Here is a 17415-nt window from a genome sequence, read left to right as displayed (position 1 = left end):
TTTTATTAATCCAAATTATTCTTTGAACGCATCCAAAGCCGGCGAAGGTTTCCCATCAGATTGCCAAGCACTTAACGAATAGTGACTCCAACTCTTTTCTCCCTGTGGTTCCCAATAAATAACACCAAGTCCTTTGTTATTTGGCACTGCTTTGACCGCTTTGATTGTTGCTGCTAACATTTCGTACGTGTTTTGCACTTTGTCATATTCACCACCAACTTCTACAACCATCACTTCTTTGTTATATCTGGTAGCCATGTCGTTAAGATTATTCGCTAAATCCGCAATGGTTTCAGTATAATCTTTCTTGATCCAGAAAGGGTAATAGGACAGCCCAATCACATCGTACTTTACATTATTTGCTGTAGCATTATCAAAAAACCATCTGAATTTTTCACTATTGTTACCTTCGTCAAGATGAACGATTACTTTGATTTTAGCATCAATAGCCTTTGTTGCTTCATAGCCTTTGTTGAGTAATTGTGCCAATTGGCTCCAATTTTTTGTACTTCCTTCCGGCCACATCATGCCTCCTGGAATTTCATTTCCTACTTGAACCCATTCCGGAGTAACTCCAGCTGATTTTAATGCGCTCAAAACATCAAAAGTATGGTCGTACACATCCGTCATTAACTCTGAAAAAGTATGGTTTTCCCAAGCTTTTGGTTTGAATTGTTTGCCTGGATCGGCCCACGAATCACTGTAATGAAAATCAATCATGATACGCATTCCCATTTTTTGAGCACGCAAAGCCATGACAACGGTTTCTTCCTTGCTGCAATGTCCACTGGCTTTATCGTCATTTGGATTTACCCAAACGCGAAGGCGAATGGTATTCATCCCTCTGTCTTTCAGCAGTTGCAAGCAATCTTTTTCAGAGCCATCGGTATCGTAAAATTTGTATCCTGTGGCTTCCATTTGTGGCAACCATCCCACATCGGCTCCTTTTGCAAAAGAACTCTTTGATGTTGTTTGAATATTTTTGGATGTACTACAAGAATAAAGCAGTGAGACCATTAAAGACATCAAAACGAATCGGAAATACATTGGTGAATTTTTCATGTGTACTTATTTATTAAAAACCTGCAAAACAGGTAATGCTTTATTATTAAAATCATAAAAGGCCTGATTTTCAAAAGTAGAGCCATTTGCGGCTTGATTCCCTTTGAAAGAAATCCATTCGCCTCCCCAATACGCAAATCCCAAGCCGTATTCAGACTCTTTTACGACTGTTTTTATTGCCATTACAAAACTTTTTTGCCCATCAGGAGTAGCCGGATAACCTGAAACCTGTTGTGTGTCTAAACCAACAATATTATTGGTCCAGTCATTATATCCTAACGTAAACGGATAAGCCGTTTCAGCAATAATTACTTTTTTATTGTATATTTTTCCTAAAGTATTAATGGTCGTTTTGACAACTTCTAAATCTTTTCCGTGCCAAATCGGATAATAGGATAAACCAATATAATCGTAATCTACACTTTTAATTTTATTAAAAAACCAATTAGTATCCGAAGCTTTAACACCTGCATAATGAATCATTATCTTGGTATTTGGCGCTTTGGTACGAATAGTTGCACTTGCCGCAGATAATAAGGCCAGGCATTGAACTTCCTGATTAATTAAATGACCTTGTGGCCAAAGCAATCCACTATTTATTTCATTCCCTATTTGTATAATATCAGGATTAATTTCTGTAATAATTGTCGAAGTATAAGTAGCTACCGCCGTTTTTAAATCTAGAAAAGACAAATTTTTCCATTCAGCTGGTATCGTTTGCACCGCAGGATCAGCCCATGTGTCTGAATAATGAACGGTTAACCAAACTTTCATTCCTGCTTTTTTCACACGTGCCGCCAAAACTTTTACTTCAGTCATTCCTGAATGTCCGTTTGAAGGATTTTTCCAAAGACGAATTCGTACCGCATTACAACCTGCAGTTTTTAAAGTCGTAAGCATATCTTCCGCTTTTGTATTGTTGTATAAAATAGTCCCCGAACTTTCTATTTCCGGCAGAAAAGAAATATCCGCAGCTCTGATAAAAGTATCTTCCGCAACTGGCGGTTCAACTATTGGCGTTTCATTTGTATCATTGGCTGAATAGGAAAAAAACATTCCCAGGAGTGCAAATACTCCAAAAACAAAAATGTGTTTTTTCATATTAAAAAGATTGAAATTTATAAATGGTTTTGTGATAATACAGCTCTTCTTTTCTCAAAACTGAGTTGGGAAAATGCTTGTAATTTGGTGCATTAGGGAAATTTTGCGTCTCAAAACAAATACCGCTCAAAGCATGGTAATCCGCATTTTCTTTCCCTTTTAAAGTATTAAAACAATTACCGCCAACATAAATATGAACACCCGGCTGATTGGTATACACTGACATTTTCAAATTATTGCTTTTATTGAAAAGTGAAGCTGCAAATTCATTTTCTTTATTCAAAATAAAGGTATTGTCAATTTTAGAAGGACACTTTCTTGGTGACGTAAAATCAAACGGACAATTTGCTACGTTCAAAAACCTTCCGGTTGGAATATTCTCATTGGTTGTTTCTAACAATCTATGCGAGTTGACCATTATTTCTTGTTCAGAAACATTGGATTTGTGACCATCAAGATTAAAATAACTGTGATGTGTTAAATTCACAACAGTATCTTCTGTAGTTGATGCCGTGTAATTTATAATTAATTCATTTGCATCAGATAAAGTGTACGTCAATTCAACCGTTAAATCCCCAGGGAAATTTTCTTCTTGATGAGGGCTAAAATAAGCTAACGTTATAGAAGGACTTTTACCGTTATTTATATTTTTGACTTTCCATATTTTTTGACTGAAACCACTATTTCCACCATGTAAGGAATGATCCTTATAATTCTTTTTTAAACGAATTGATTCGCCATTTAATACAAATTCGCTGTCATTTATTCTTCCTGCAAATCTTCCTACTGTTGCTCCAAAGTAAGGCGCGCTTTCCAAATCAAATGATTTGATGTAAGCCTCTAAAGTATCAAAACCCAAAACCACATCTACAAATTCACCGTTTTTCAGTGGCATTTTCAACGAGGTAATAGTTGCACCATAATTAGTAACTTTAAGCTGCATTCCGTTTTTGTTCGTCAATTCATAAAGAGAAACCTCTTCGCCATCTGATGTAAAACCAAATAATTTCATTGCAGAACTAGCTTTAAAATGTGATATGTGTTTTATTTTCATGATTTATTTATGAAATGTGAAAACCAAAAGTAAAATAATTATTATCAGTTACATACCAGTACCCACCAGTTTTTGTATCTTGCGAAAAAATTCATTCATTTATGAAAATTATTTCGATTCAAAATAATCTTGGAATTCCTAAATACAAACAAATTATCATTACCGTTGAGAAGGGAATTGAAGAAGGAAAATTAATAAAAGGAGACAAACTTCCCTCTGTAAACAAAGTCAGTTTAGAGTTTTCACTGTCTCGTGATACGGTTCTACTGGCCTATGATGAATTAAAAAAAAGAGGTATTATTTATGCAATTCCTGGAAAAGGATATTATGTAAAAAGTATCGCGGTTACCATAAAACAAAGGATATTTTTACTTTTTGATGAATTAAATATTTTCAAAGAAGACATCTACAACTCATTCTTGGAAAACATTGGGAATGACGTTCAGGTTGATATTTTCTTTCATCATTTTAATATTCAAGTTTTCCAAAAACTAATAAATGACAGTAATGGAAATTATACAAAATACATCATCATGCCTACCAATTTGGCTGAGGCGGCATCAGTTATAAAAACCCTACCAGTAAACGAAGTTTATATATTAGATCAAACCAATCCTGGACTAAATTCCTTTCCTGCAGTATATCAAAATCATAAAAAAGACATCTATGAAGGCTTAATGAAAGCAAAATCCCGCTTAGTCAAATACAATAAAATAATCATGATATTCCCAGGATTTAGAGAACCTCTAGGAATGAAAATTGGTTTCGAAAACTTTTGTGAAAATTTTATTTTTGACCACGAAACCATCACTGAATTCAACAATAGAGCTATAGAAGCAGGAGAAGTTTATGTGATTCCAAATGACCGAGATCTCGTTCGTGTTATCGAAAAATCAAAGCTTCAAAACTTACAATTAGGGCGCGATTTTGGTATTATTTCCTATAACGAAACTCCTCTAAAAAAGGTAGTTGCCAATGGAATTACAACCATTTCCACCAATTTTGAAGCTATGGGGAAAATTTTGGCAGAGATGATTTTACAAGGCAAAAAAGAACAAATAGAAAACAAAAGCACGTTAATAATTCGAAATTCTTTATAAAATTTACGCGTAATACTTGAAATTTCTGTAGCGTTCCGTTGTTTTCTATTCTAATGTACTTTTGCTTATTTTTTCATCGAAATATAATCCGAAGGCGACATTTTGAAATGCTTTTGAAAATTTCTTCCAAAGCTGGTTTGTGATTTATACCCAACAATTTCAGCGATTTCATACATCTTGTAGTCTCCACTCAGCAACAATTCAGCCGCTTTTTTCAACCGGACGATATTGATTAACTCATTGGGACTCAAATTCGAAATGTCTTTGATTTTTCGGTACAAAGTCGATCTGCTCATGTTCATGATTTCGGAGAGCGATTCAACACTAAGATTTTGATCGGTTATGTTTTTGATGATTTCTTCGTCTAGTTTTTTCAAAAAGGCTTCATCGGTTTTATTATGTGCAATGCTTTTGATGTGAGAAAGCGGAGAACTTGCATAATATTTCATGATTTGTTTCCTGTTTTCTATTAAATTCAAAGATTGCACTTTTAAATATTCCATAGAAAAAGGTTTGGCAATATAGGAATCTGCTCCTACTTCCAGTCCATCAATTTGAGATTTCAATGAGTTTTTTGCCGTTAATAATATAACCGGAATATGACTGGTTTCCAGATTGGTTTTGATTTTTTTACAAAGCGTAATTCCATCCATAATTGGCATTTCAATATCGCTGATTACTAAAGAAATATTTTCATTATGAATCACTTCCAGCGCTGCTTCTCCATTATTTGCATTAAAAACGATGTAAAACGGAAGCAATTCTTTAGTAATGAATTGCAACAAATCTTCATTGTCTTCCACAACCAAAATCGTGGTTTTTTCGCTCTTGTTTTCCGGTTCTGTCACTTTATTTTCGTTAGCGTCTAAATCTTTGGCCTGCTCGTCATATAACATAAATTCTTCTTCCTGATGCAAAGGCATGATGAGTTCAAAAACGTTCATTTCTGCTTCAGAAAAAATCAACTGCAAACTACCATTATGAAGCTGCGTTAGTGACTGAGCCAAGGATAATCCAATCCCGGTTCCGGAATTATTATCCATATTCTCAACTCTGAAAAAAGGCTCAAAAATCTTATCTTTCAGATGACTTGGAATCAAATTTCCATCATTTTTGACTATTAATTTTAGTTTTTTCTCATCTCTGATTAAACTCACAATGACTTTATTTTCAGAATATTTGATGGCATTATTAAATAAATTACTCATTATTTTTTTTAAAGCTTCCTTATCCACAAAAGCATAAATGTCCTTTTCACTTAATTCTAATTCAAAATCAATATTCTTTTCTTCGATAAGCTGACTAAATCGCAGATGCATACTTCTCACCATTGATGAAATATTAGCTTCTACAAAAGTGAGTTTCAAACCACCAATTTCTGTTTTCCGAAAATCTAAAAGTTCATTTACCAACTTCAATAATCGGGAGGTATTTTTCCTCATTATCGAAAGATTCTGCGGAATCTCGGGCTTTTCATATTCAAACTTCAAGAGTTTTTCCAAAGGACTTTTGATAAGCGTTAACGGTGTTTTTATTTCGTGGGCAACATTTGTAAAAAACTCAATTTTGGCTTGATAAATTTCCTTTTCCTTTTCATCATTCAAATGTTTTATTTTTCGGTTATTTTTCTCCTGACTCAAATAATTAGAGTAACGAATAATCATAAACAAACCATAGCATATCAATATAAAGTACAATAAGTACGCATACGTACTGGCCCAAAATGGCGGAAGGATTTTTATTGTGATAGCAATTTCTTTACTCCAAACCCCAAAACTGTTGAGTGATTTTACTTTAAAAACATACGTTCCAGGAGACAGTTCCGTGAAGAAAACTTTGTTATTTCGTTCTAAATAAACCCAATCTTTATTTACATCTTCCAGTTTATACCAATATTCCGTGAGCTCAGCTCCAGTATAATTTAAAGCCGCAAACTCAATATTGAAAGACGACTGATCGTGTTCCAGTTCCAGCTCATCCAGGTACGAAATTGATTTTTTAATAGGTGAATTTTCATCGGTTGCCTGAACTTCCTGATTGTTGATTTGCAACCCTGTGATGAACGTTTTTGGAGCGTATTTATTTTTACTGAAATTTTTAGGATTGAAACTAATCATTCCGTTTAAGTTACCAAAATACATATCGCCGTTAGCATCTTTAAACGCAGAATTATAATTGAACTGGTCGCTCAATAAGCCATTTGCAGTGGTATAAATTTTAATACTGTTTTGTTTTGGACCAAATTTCACTAAGCCTTTCGAAGTGGTTATCCATAAATTGCTCTGGTCATCTTCAAGAATAGAATAGAAAACATTGCTTGGAAATCCATTTTTGGTATTGTATTTCGTAAAGGTTCGTGTGGTTTTATCAAACAGATTCAATCCGTTTTCTGTAGCAATCCATAAATTGTTTTTACTGTCCTGAAAAATAGAATTGATAGAATTATTGCTAATTCCTTTAGTGTCTTTATAATTGTATCTGAAAATTTCTTTTTTCTTGTTTTTAGGATTGTAAAATAACAATCCATCTCTATACGTTCCAGCCCAATAATTCCCGTCGTTATCTTCCATAAATGACGTATAATGCATGTTTTCAGGAAAGAATTTCAGAATGTCAAAATTATCTAATACCGGATTGTATTTATAAATCCCTACCGAAGTTATAACTAAAAGTTCCTTTTTTTTGGTTTCATAAAAGCTAAAAATAAAATTACTTCTAAGACCGCCAACTTCATTATTAGCACTATAATGTTTAATTACTTTTCCTGATTTACTGTCCAGAACATCTAAGCCATGCTCAAAAGTTCCAATCCAAATGGTATTTTTTCGAGCTATCAAAGCATGGATGTTGTAATACGACACAGCGCCTTTTCCTGCTCCAGGTTTGTACGAAGTAAAGACTTGTGTTTTTGGATTGAACTTATTCAAACCAGCATCTTCAGTACCAATCCAAAAATCCCCGTTTTCATCTTTGTGAATTTCTCTTACTGCACTCCCGCTAATCGAGTTTTGATTGTTCTTGGGGAAATACTTTTTAAATTGTGTGTATTGTTTTTGATGGTAATTGATGCCGCCAAAATAAGTTCCTATCCAAACTCCATTTTCTTTATCAATCGTAATTGAATAAGCCGCGTTATCCGAAATGCTAAACGGATCATTAAAATCTTTTTTGAGATTCGTGTATTTTTTGGTTTTGATATTATAAATAAATACACCCGATTCGCTGGCTATCCAAATTTCATTTGCTCCATTTTTTTTGAATTGGCGCACAAACAAAGACTCTTTTGCAGAAAACGGCAGCACAGTTGTACTCTTGCTAATGCGATTATAGGATAGCACACCATTTTCCTGTGTACCTATTAATATATTGTTTTTATCCAAAGCATAAATTACCGTAATTCTGTAGGCTGTTTTAGCTGTAGCATCATTATTTAATAAAATGGTTTCAAACGATAAACTTTCTTCTGAATAATGGTATAATTTATTTAAAGATGAAATCCATATTTCTCCTTTAGCATCTCTGGTAATTGAAGTCGCTATAAAATAATTGTTAGGATTGAATGTCGTGGTTTCTTTTGTAAGTGTTGAATATTTATATAGAATATTCCCGGAAATGAACCAAATATTCCCGTGTTCATCATGTTCAATCGATGCTATTCGGTCATTTATAGCTTCATTGAGAATACTAAAACGATCTGATTTTTTATCGTATTTATACAATCCTTTGTCTGTTCCAACCCAAATAATCCCTTTGTATTCATGCAAGGACTGAATGTAATTACTTCCTAAACTATGAATGGGATTAGAATTCCCGCGATAGGTCTTAAATCTATAGCCATCAAAGCGATTTAAACCATCTTTTGTACCAAACCACATGAAGCCATCTTCATCCTGTAATGACGATAAAACGGTATTGTTAGACAAGCCATTTTCTACTTGATAATGCTTAAAATAATAATCTTGCGCCTGAACAAAAGACGTCGTTAAAATTAAAAAAATATAAAATAATAAGAATTTACGCATGTTTGTGAATTTTATCTTAAATGTCGACTTCGACGAATCGTCTCAATTATATTCCAAATGTTGCAGCGACTTAATTTTATAGCTAAAAAACAAGTATTTGCATCATTTCTAATAAATATTGACACAAATGAATAGAATTTTTTTGAATAAAAATGGTCTAATTTGAATTTCCAAATAAAAAAGATATTGATATTTTATTCACAATAAAATTATTATATCAATAAAAAAAAGTTGGTAAAAATACACAATCATTAATTTGAAAAAAATGAATCAAATTCTATTAGAGAGCAATCTTAATTATTTTTTTGCTCGAATCAGAGACGATTAAAATTTATAATCCTTTCAAAAACCAAAACAAATTAAAACTATTTAAAATGAAAAATCAATGAAAACAAAATTCAACCAAATTTTAAAGAAGAGATATTACCTCTTACTTTTTTTTAGTTTTTTACTACAACAAAGTTATGCTCAAGAGCAAATTAAAATTACGGGAAAAATAACATCCGCAGTCAACGGAGATGCTATTCCACTTGCCAATATCCTTGTAAAGAATACTACAAATGGTACCGCAACAGATTTTGATGGAAATTTCACCATTACCGCTAAAACAGGTCAAATTCTTGTTGTTACTTATCAAGGATACAAAACGAAAGAGATTACGGTAACTAAAGAAACTGTCGTTAATATTTCTTTAGCTGAGGACATTCTTGCATTGAATGAAATTGTAGTCGTAGGATATGGGTCGCAACAAAAGAAAGATCTTACCGGAGCTATTTCAGTAGTCAGAGCAGATGAAATTCAGAAAAGACAAGTAACCACAATGGCAGAAGGCCTGCAAGGTTTAGTAACTGGTGTTAAAGTTCGAGGTGGCGGAAGACCTGGTCAAGAAGCCGGTATTGAAATTCGTGGTCTTAAAAATCTTCAAAACACAAATCCGCTGTATGTTGTTGATGGTTTAATTACCACAGCTAACAGAGATTTCAATCCAAATGATATTGAAACCATTCAGGTTTTAAAAGATGCATCTGCAGCGGCTATTTACGGTTCCAGAGCTGCAAACGGTGTAATCATTATTACCACTAAAAAAGGAAAAAAAGGACCTTTAAAAATTGAGGTTTCGTCTAAAACGAGTTTTTCAACGATGCCAAAATATGATTTGATGGGAACGGAAGAGTTTTCAAAACTCAATTTCCAAGCCTATGATAATGCGGGTATTCCGAGACAAAACTTAAATCTTGATGTGAATACTGATTGGCAAAAAGAAATTTCACAACAAGGATTGCTTCAGGATTATAACGCCAGTTTTTCGGGCGGTGGAGACAATTCAACTTTTTTCATGTCAGCGAATTATTTTGGGAATAAAGGAACTGTAATCTCAACTGATTTTGACCGTGTTTCGTTTAGAGTAAATTCAAGCGGTACAAAAGGTATTTTCAGCATCGGTCAAAACTTAGCCATCAGTAATTCTAAAACAGATGAAATGTCCGGTAATCCGATTATTGATTCTTACCGATTATTGCCTACAATTCCAGTTTATGACGAAACTAATCCTGGAGGTTATGGTTACGGAAAACAAGGTGTGGCAAATACTTTTGGAACAAATCCATTGGCATTAGCTGATTTTCTTGATACTACAAACGAAAATTTCAGAATCAGAGGAAACTTATGGTCGGAAATAAAATTGGCTTCTTTTTTAAAGTATCGCTTTAATTTTGGTTACGAAACCAGTTTTGACAGCTACAACTTTATTAGAAAACTAGGAAATTGGACGTTGAATCAGCCTTTTGAACAATCGTTCATCAACCAAAACAAAGGTCGTTCAGAAACTAAATTATTGGAAAACACATTGACTTTCAAGAAAGAATTTGGCAAACATGATATTACTGTTTTGGCAGGTCAAACATTTCAAAAAGACAATTACAACCAAATTTATGGTACCAAAAGAAATCTTTTAGTTAATCCAAGCACAGGAGAGTATTTTGATGTTTTAAATTTAGGAGATCAAGCAGAAGTGGGTGGTTTTAGAAACGAAGCTGCATTAACCTCTTATCTGGGAAGACTGGAATACAACTATGATGAACGTTATTTATTTAATGCTGTTTTCAGACGTGACGGTTCTTCAAAATTCAGTGATGCCAATAAATGGGGGAATTTCCCATCGGCTTCATTAGGATGGAGAGTCAGCAATGAATCGTTTTTTAAATCTGAATTTATCAACGATTTGAAATTAAGAGCCAGTTATGGGGAATTAGGAAGTGGAAACATTGGAAACTACGAATACCAAGGTTTTATAAACACTTTTGGTGCTATTGTTCTTGGTAACGGACAAACTTTATATCCATCAGCTACTCAAGTTCGTTTGGCAAACGCTGAATTGCGTTGGGAAAAACTAAAACAAACCAATATTGGGGTGGATTTAGGAATGCTTGACAGTTCCTTGCGTTTAACCGCTGATTATTTTATTGCTCGTACCGAAGATGTTTTATTTGGATTCCCAATATTAATGACAACCGGAAATGACGGAGGAAATCCTATTTCGAATGCTGCTACAGTAGAAAACAAAGGATTCGAATTCGATTTAAGCTACAGCAAAAAAATCAATGATTTCTCCTTCAATGCCTCTATAAACTTTACCAAACTAAACAATAAATTAGTTGCTCTTGGTAACGGACAAAACCAACATATTCAAGGAAACACAATCACCAAAGCAGGAAATGCCGTAGGAATGTGGTATGTGTTACAAACAGATGGATTGTTCCAAAACCAAGATGAAATTCAAAGTTATGTAAATTCTGCAGGAAAAGTAATTATGCCAAATGCAAAACCTGGAGACATCCGTTTTAAAGATGTTAACGACGATGGCGAAATTACAAATGAAGACAAAGACATTGTAGGAAGTCCTTGGCCGGAATTTGAAATGGGATTCAATGCCGGTGCTTCATACAAAGGTTTTGACTTTTCCATGAACTGGATTGGCTCTCACGGAGCAACGGTTTATAACGGATTTAGAAGTACAGTTGACCGTTTTGATGACGATAGTAACTACAGAGCCGGTATTCAACCTTGGACTCCTGATAACACCAACACGGATTTCCCTAGAATTGTCAAAGGAACTACTCTAAACGCTAGAGGTGATAGTGATCGTTTTTTAGAAAGCGGTGATTTCATCCGACTTAAATACATTGGATTTGGTTACAACCTACCTGAAAACATTTTACAAAAAGTGGGTCTTACAAGCGCCAGATTTTCTTTATCAGCACAGAACGTGATTACAATTACAAAATATTTAGGGTTAGATCCTGAGTTCAGTAATGGTAATATTTTTGAAAGAGGCGTAGATGTAGGTTCTTTTCCAAACCTAAAAACCTATTCATTTGGTGTGGAGTTTAGTTTTTAATTTTAAAAAAATAGCATAATGAAAAAAATATTTTTAATAACTGTAGTTTTCCTCAACCTCCTATCCTTGTCTTCATGTGATGATGAGTTGGAACTTGACAACCCAAATACATTAACAACAACTCAATATTGGTCTACAGAAAGTGATGCGCAAGCAGGAATAAATTCTGTTTATGCCATGTTTTACAAAGATGGTTTATGGGCCAGATGGATTTATTTCCGTTTAGATTTAACCTCAGACGAAGGCTATAGCCAAAGTCCATGGATAGAATTAGCCGACTGGACGAGATTTAATTACATTAATTACAATTTCTGGGAAGGCAACAATGTAACGTGGAGAGATACTTACAAAGCCATTTTCAGATGCAATCAAGTAATTGCCAATGTTCCAAAAATCGAATTCAAAAATGAAGACGACAAAAAGAAAATTTTAGCGGAAGCGAAATTCTTAAGAGCCTTACATTACTATTATGCGGCAATCCTTTGGGAAAACATTCCAATTGTTTTAGAGCCATCAACACCAAACGATCGTCCGGAACAAAAAAACATCACCGAAGTTTGGGCACAAATAGAAACTGATTTAAATGATGCATACACTGACCTACCTGATGAATGGGCTGGAGATCAAACAGGAAGACCAGATAAAGGTGCCGCAAAAGCAATGCTTGCTAAAATCTACATGCAACAACGCAAATGGACGGAAGCAAAAACAGCTTTAGAATATTTAATCTCAGGTGCCGGTGCAAAATACAGTTTGGTATCCAATTACAGAGATAATTTCACTGATGTGAATGAAAATAACAGCGAATCTGTTTTTGAAATTCAGTTTGGAGACCAAAGAAAAGGTGGAACTGACGAAGGTCCAAGTGCTGCTGTTTCCAGCAACCGTGCTCAGTTTTTTGCTCCAAGAAGTATTGGTTGGTCAGATGGACAAGCCAGAATGTGGTTAGTTGACGCTTTCAAAAAAGAAAAAAACAAAGACGGTGGTTTAGATATCCGATTAAGATACACTTTGTTTTATCCTAGTTTATTGGCTGATTTTGGAGACAAAACATACAATAAAACGTGGCAATGGGGAACTGAAGCTTGGTTTAGAAAAGGCAGCAGGGATTATTACAGAGACAATGAAGATTATTACAGCCAAGTAAATTACCGATTAATTCGCTATGCAGATATTTTATTACGTTACGCCGAAGTCTTGAACGAAACAGGAAATACTGCCGGTGCTTACCAATATGTAGATATGGTAAGAGCTCGTGCAAACATAGGAACTTTAGCAGTTGCGCATCCTGAAATTGGGAATGATAAAACTAAATTCTTAGAGCAATTAAAAATGGAACGCGTTTTAGAATTGGCTGGCGAAAGTGTTCGTTGGGAAGATTTAAAACGTTGGGGAGATTTAGACACTCAAGCTGCTGTGGATAAAATTGCACTTCGTGATCCTGATTTCAAAAACTTTGTTGTTGGAAAGAATCAAAGATTACCAATTCCTCAAGTAGAGGTTGATAACAACCCAAATTTGAGTCAACACCCGGAATATTAGACTATAATTTTTAGGGGAATGGTTCCAGAATCATTCCTCTAAAATTAGCAAAAACTTGTCCCAATAAAAAAAATTATAATGAAAAAAACAAAACTGTATCTGGCACTTATGTTGGCTGGAATCCTATTAGTTAGTTGTAACAAAACGAAATCAAGTTCAGAGGAAGAGAAGAATGCAACAACAACAGCTGTTGAAAAAAGGGAAATCTGGACAAAAGAACAGGCCAATGCATGGTATGCAAAACAGCCGTGGCTTGTAGGGGCAAATTATAACCCGAGCACAGCCATAAATCAACTGGAAATGTGGCAAGAGGATACTTTTGACCCTAAAAGAATTGATGAAGAACTGGGTTGGGCAGAACAAATCGGAATGAATACCATGCGTGTTTATCTACATGATTTACTGCACAAAGATGATGCTGAAGGTCTTTACAAAAGAATGAACACCTTTCTAGAAATTGCTGATAAACATCATATCAAAATCGTATTTGTTTTATTCGATTCGTGTTGGGATCCATTTCCAAAATCTGGTAAACAACGCGACCCAAAACCGCATGTTCACAACTCAGGCTGGGTACAAAGTCCGGGTCAAAAAGTATTACAGGATGCTACACAATATCCTCGTTTAGAAAAATATGTAAAAGAAACCGTAGCTGAATTTAAAGACGATAATCGTGTACTGGCTTGGGACGTTTGGAATGAACCGGACAACATGACTGGACCATCCTATGAGGCTGTCGAAATTAAAAACAAAGCAGATTTAATATTGCCTCTTTTAGAAAAAGCGTTTCAATGGGCAAGATCAACAAACCCATCACAACCATTAACTTCTGGAGTTTGGGTTGGCGATTGGAGTGATGAAACTAAAATGCTGCCCATGCACAAACTGCAATTAGCGCAATCGGATATTATTTCTTTTCACAATTATAACAAGCCGCAAGATTTTGAAAAAGTAATCAAACAATTGCAACGCTACGGAAAACCATTGTTATGTACCGAATATATGGCGCGTCCAAACGGAAGTACATTTGAAGGTTTTTTACCAATAGCACGAAAGTATAATGTAGGGATGATTAACTGGGGATTTGTTGATGGCAAAAGCCAAACGAAATACTCTTGGGACAGCTGGACTAAAAAATACGATGCGGAACCGGAATTATGGTTTCACGAAGTATTTCATACTGACGGTACGCCTTATAAAAAAGCAGAAACCGATTTAATTAAAAAAATGACTTCTGAGGCTAATGCCAAATAAAAAAAGTTAAAACTAACCCTATTTTACTCAATAAAATAGGGTTATAACACCAAAAAGAATGAAAAACAGAATCCTAAATACGGTTTTAATACTTGCGGTTTTATTGTTAGAAACGGCATTATTTGCGCAGCAACCCAATCCGCCGGGACAAGTGCAAAAAGGTTCAAAACCGAAGAACGAAGCCTATTTATTTGCGCACATGACTCATAATGATTACGGCAGACTGTATTATTCTGTAAGTCTTGATGGCTTGCATTGGACTAATTTAAACAATGGCAAAAGAGTTTTCCCTGAATATCAAGGACACCCGGATATTTGCAAAGGTCCAGACGGCAAATACTATATAGCAGGCAACACCAGCGATGATTCACCAGAAATTAATATATGGGTTTCTGATGATTTAATAACTTGGAAAAAGCATGCTGTTTATACGCCAAACCTAAAAAGCACTCCTGATTATTCTAACGCATTACAAAGAATAGGCGCTCCAAAATTATATTACGACAAAGACTCCGCAAAGTTTATGTTAACATGGCATACACCTCACAAACCAGGTTCTAAAGAAGATCCGGAAGCCTATTGGGCAAGTCAAAGAACACTTTATGTGATGTCCAAAGATTTAAAAACATTTGAAGGCACTCCAAATCGATTGTTTGATTGGGACATGGGAACAATTGATGTATTCATCAGAAAAGTGGGAGATTCTTATTACGCGATTTTAAAAGACGAAACCTACCCTACTTTATATTGGACAACGGGAAAAACCATCCGAATTGCTAAATCAAAATCGTTGTTAGGGCCTTATTCCTTACCGCAGGAATCAATCAGTCCGAATTTCAGGGAAGCACCAATGTTGATTCCATCTCCAGATGATAAAATTTGGTATATGTATTACGAGCAATATCCTGGAGTTTCTTATGGATTATCCATTGCAGATAATTTAAACGGGCCTTGGTTTCAAGCATCGGGATATACTTTTTATAGCGACTGGGACAAATACAGTTTACCTGAAAAAGCAAGACACGGCTGCATGATTTCTATATCCACAAAAGAGTACGATAGTTTGGTGCAAAAATTTGGTATTACCAAAACAGAATCGAATCCCAAAAAGTAAAAAATGAAAAAAATAAACTATGCATTTCTAGGACTTATTTTCATCCCGTTACTTTCCTGTAGCGATTCACCGGATATGATTGATGAAAAACCAGTTGTAGAAAACATTGCGTCCAAACCAGCTGTAGAAGGCATCAGAATCGCTTGGGACTATAACTCCTTAGTTCAGGTTTCGGATAAAAACAATACGGATTACAATGGATACGCCAGATTAGTGCAATTAAACGACAAGAAATTAATGTGCACTTATGAATCCGGCGGAGCAATTTTAGTTAAAACAAGCAGTGATTTTGGCAGCACTTGGAGCGCACCCATTACAGTAGTTTCCGGGAATACTTTGGTGAACATGACCACACCTGATATTTTACAATTAAAGGATAATTCTATTTTGATTTGTTATAATCCAAGACCAATTGCTGGGAACGGCACTGCAAAATTTTCTATCAATACGATTAAAAGTTATGACGGAGGTTTGACTTGGAAAGAAAATCAAATCGTGTATGAAGCCAGTTCTGAGTTTGAAAACGGCTGTTGGGAACCTTCAGCATTACAAATTCCGAGTGGCGAAATTCAATTGTTTTTTTCCAATGAAAATGTGTACCGCAATTCCAATGAGCAAAACATTTCGCTGATTCGTTCTTCAAATAATGGATTAACATGGTCAACAACTCCAGAAATTGTGAGTTTCAGAGCCGGAAAAAGAGATGGAATGCCCTCTCCGATTCTATTAAAAAACCAAAATGAAATTGTTTTTTCTATTGAGGACAATAGCGTTGAGAATCAGTTTAAACCGTATATCATTCGAAACACAATTACAGAAAACTGGAAACAAACCGTCGATGCGAATAGCAATAACAGGAATTATGCTTTGGAAGAAGTATTGAGCAACCCGGTTTATGCGGGCGCTCCGCATCTGTCACAAATTAGTACAGGAGAAGTTTTGATGTCCTACCAAGGAACCGAAAACAGAGCAACTAACGACATTAATAATGCCGATATGAAAGTGGTTATTGGTACTAATGATGCTAAAAATTTCAACAGGAAATCTACTCCATTTCTACTTTCGAGCGGAAAATCGGCTTTATGGAACAGTATAAAAGTGTTGGATGACGATACGATTGTTGCTTTAACTACCACAAATCAATTTTCGAATTCATCCCAAATCTGGATGATAAAAGGACGCGTTATACCTGAAATCAATGCGACAAAAGAAACAGCCATAATTGACGGACAAAGCAATGAAGCGGTTTGGCAAAAGAAAAGCCCTGTTTTTATTGGTCAAAAAAGCAACACTCAATTAGAAGCCAATTTTACATATGACACTGAATTTCTGTATGCTTTTGCCCAGGTAAAAGACAGCCAAATTATAAGTACCGATGCGTTAACCGGAAGCGATGGTTTGAATTTGTATTTAGACCCTAAAAACAGAAATTTAATCGCCTCGGGAAAATCCATTTTCAAACTGGAATTAGGACAATCCAATATGTTTTCGATATACGAAGGAGAAAACAGCAAATGGAAAAAATTAGAGGATTCGCAAGGAATTGCGACAGCGACTGTCAAAACTACAAACGGGTATCGAATAGAAGTCAAAATACCGTGGAATGTATTAGGTGGAATGCCTGCAAAACAAACCAGGATAGGCTACAACATTGAACTTAGAGAAAAAGGAACAAATAATTATACTGAAAGTATTGCACCCAATAGTAGTGACAAACCGTATTCTTGGTCCACTTTAAAACTGGTGAATTAATACAAAAAGGTAAAAAA

10 protein-coding genes are annotated in these 17415 nt (G+C 35.0%); 6 read left to right on the top strand and 4 right to left on the bottom strand.

The window, feature by feature from the left end; translation table 11 throughout:
• Positions 1-15: 15 nt before the first annotated feature.
• The 3 genes from C8C87_RS00315 to C8C87_RS00305 are packed head-to-tail and all read right to left on the bottom strand — an operon-like array spanning position 16 to position 3217.
• Positions 16-1062 (bottom strand): glycosyl hydrolase 53 family protein, encoded by a 1047-nt coding sequence (locus C8C87_RS00315; RefSeq protein WP_233549980.1) that lies wholly within the window; start codon positions 1060-1062, stop codon positions 16-18.
• A 6-nt stretch (positions 1063-1068) separates the two neighbouring features.
• Positions 1069-2163, bottom strand: coding sequence for a glycosyl hydrolase 53 family protein (locus tag C8C87_RS00310; protein WP_121340735.1), 1095 nt, complete (start codon positions 2161-2163; stop codon positions 1069-1071).
• A gap of 1 nt (position 2164) precedes the next feature.
• Positions 2165-3217 (bottom strand): aldose epimerase family protein, encoded by a 1053-nt coding sequence (locus C8C87_RS00305; protein WP_199074754.1) that lies wholly within the window; start codon positions 3215-3217, stop codon positions 2165-2167.
• Positions 3218-3318: 101 nt separating this feature from the next.
• Here C8C87_RS00305 and C8C87_RS00300 point away from each other — a divergent pair, with 101 nt between their 5' ends.
• Positions 3319-4317, top strand: coding sequence for a GntR family transcriptional regulator (locus C8C87_RS00300; RefSeq protein ID WP_121340734.1), 999 nt, complete (start codon positions 3319-3321; stop codon positions 4315-4317).
• 65 nt (positions 4318-4382) lie between these two features.
• Here the strand turns inward: C8C87_RS00300 and C8C87_RS00295 are convergent, their stop codons facing one another.
• Complete coding sequence (locus C8C87_RS00295) at positions 4383-8339, bottom strand: two-component regulator propeller domain-containing protein (protein WP_121340733.1); 3957 nt, start codon at positions 8337-8339, stop codon at positions 4383-4385.
• Between the two features lie 385 nt (positions 8340-8724).
• On the opposite strand from C8C87_RS00295, the gene C8C87_RS00290 reads away from it, so the two are divergent.
• The 5 genes from C8C87_RS00290 (at position 8725) to C8C87_RS00270 (ending at position 17398) form a co-directional block, all read left to right on the top strand.
• Complete coding sequence (locus C8C87_RS00290) at positions 8725-11736, top strand: TonB-dependent receptor (protein WP_121340732.1); 3012 nt, start codon at positions 8725-8727, stop codon at positions 11734-11736.
• Positions 11737-11754: 18 nt separating this feature from the next.
• Positions 11755-13278, top strand: a complete 1524-nt coding sequence (locus tag C8C87_RS00285; RefSeq protein WP_121340731.1) for a RagB/SusD family nutrient uptake outer membrane protein — start codon at positions 11755-11757, stop codon at positions 13276-13278.
• 78 nt (positions 13279-13356) lie between these two features.
• Positions 13357-14532 carry a cellulase family glycosylhydrolase gene (locus C8C87_RS00280; protein ID WP_121340730.1) on the top strand — a complete coding sequence of 392 codons (1176 nt, stop codon included), beginning with the start codon at positions 13357-13359 and terminating at the stop codon, positions 14530-14532.
• A 58-nt stretch (positions 14533-14590) separates the two neighbouring features.
• Positions 14591-15646, top strand: a complete 1056-nt coding sequence (locus C8C87_RS00275) for a glycoside hydrolase family 43 protein (protein ID WP_121340729.1) — start codon at positions 14591-14593, stop codon at positions 15644-15646.
• A 3-nt stretch (positions 15647-15649) separates the two neighbouring features.
• Positions 15650-17398, top strand: coding sequence for a sugar-binding protein (locus tag C8C87_RS00270; protein ID WP_121340728.1), 1749 nt, complete (start codon positions 15650-15652; stop codon positions 17396-17398).
• Positions 17399-17415: the final 17 nt, after the last annotated feature.

Source organism: Flavobacterium sp. 120 (assembly GCF_003633605.1).
Taxonomy (GTDB): domain Bacteria; phylum Bacteroidota; class Bacteroidia; order Flavobacteriales; family Flavobacteriaceae; genus Flavobacterium; species Flavobacterium algoritolerans.
The sequence above is the reverse complement of the archived record's forward strand: the minus strand, read 5'-3'. Positions and strand labels throughout refer to the sequence as shown.

What these genes read in the sequence shown, in the direction of transcription:
- C8C87_RS00315 (WP_233549980.1), bottom strand. Translation starts at nt 1,062, where the DNA reads ATGAAAAATTCACCAATGTATTTCCGATTCGTTTTGATGTCTTTAATG.
- C8C87_RS00310 (WP_121340735.1), bottom strand. Translation starts at nt 2,163, where the DNA reads ATGAAAAAACACATTTTTGTTTTTGGAGTATTTGCACTCCTGGGAATG.
- C8C87_RS00305 (WP_199074754.1), bottom strand. Translation starts at nt 3,217, where the DNA reads ATGAAAATAAAACACATATCACATTTTAAAGCTAGTTCTGCAATGAAA.
- C8C87_RS00300 (WP_121340734.1), top strand. Translation starts at nt 3,319, where the DNA reads ATGAAAATTATTTCGATTCAAAATAATCTTGGAATTCCTAAATACAAA.
- C8C87_RS00295 (WP_121340733.1), bottom strand. Translation starts at nt 8,339, where the DNA reads ATGCGTAAATTCTTATTATTTTATATTTTTTTAATTTTAACGACGTCT.
- C8C87_RS00290 (WP_121340732.1), top strand. Translation starts at nt 8,725, where the DNA reads ATGAAAACAAAATTCAACCAAATTTTAAAGAAGAGATATTACCTCTTA.
- C8C87_RS00285 (WP_121340731.1), top strand. Translation starts at nt 11,755, where the DNA reads ATGAAAAAAATATTTTTAATAACTGTAGTTTTCCTCAACCTCCTATCC.
- C8C87_RS00280 (WP_121340730.1), top strand. Translation starts at nt 13,357, where the DNA reads ATGAAAAAAACAAAACTGTATCTGGCACTTATGTTGGCTGGAATCCTA.
- C8C87_RS00275 (WP_121340729.1), top strand. Translation starts at nt 14,591, where the DNA reads ATGAAAAACAGAATCCTAAATACGGTTTTAATACTTGCGGTTTTATTG.
- C8C87_RS00270 (WP_121340728.1), top strand. Translation starts at nt 15,650, where the DNA reads ATGAAAAAAATAAACTATGCATTTCTAGGACTTATTTTCATCCCGTTA.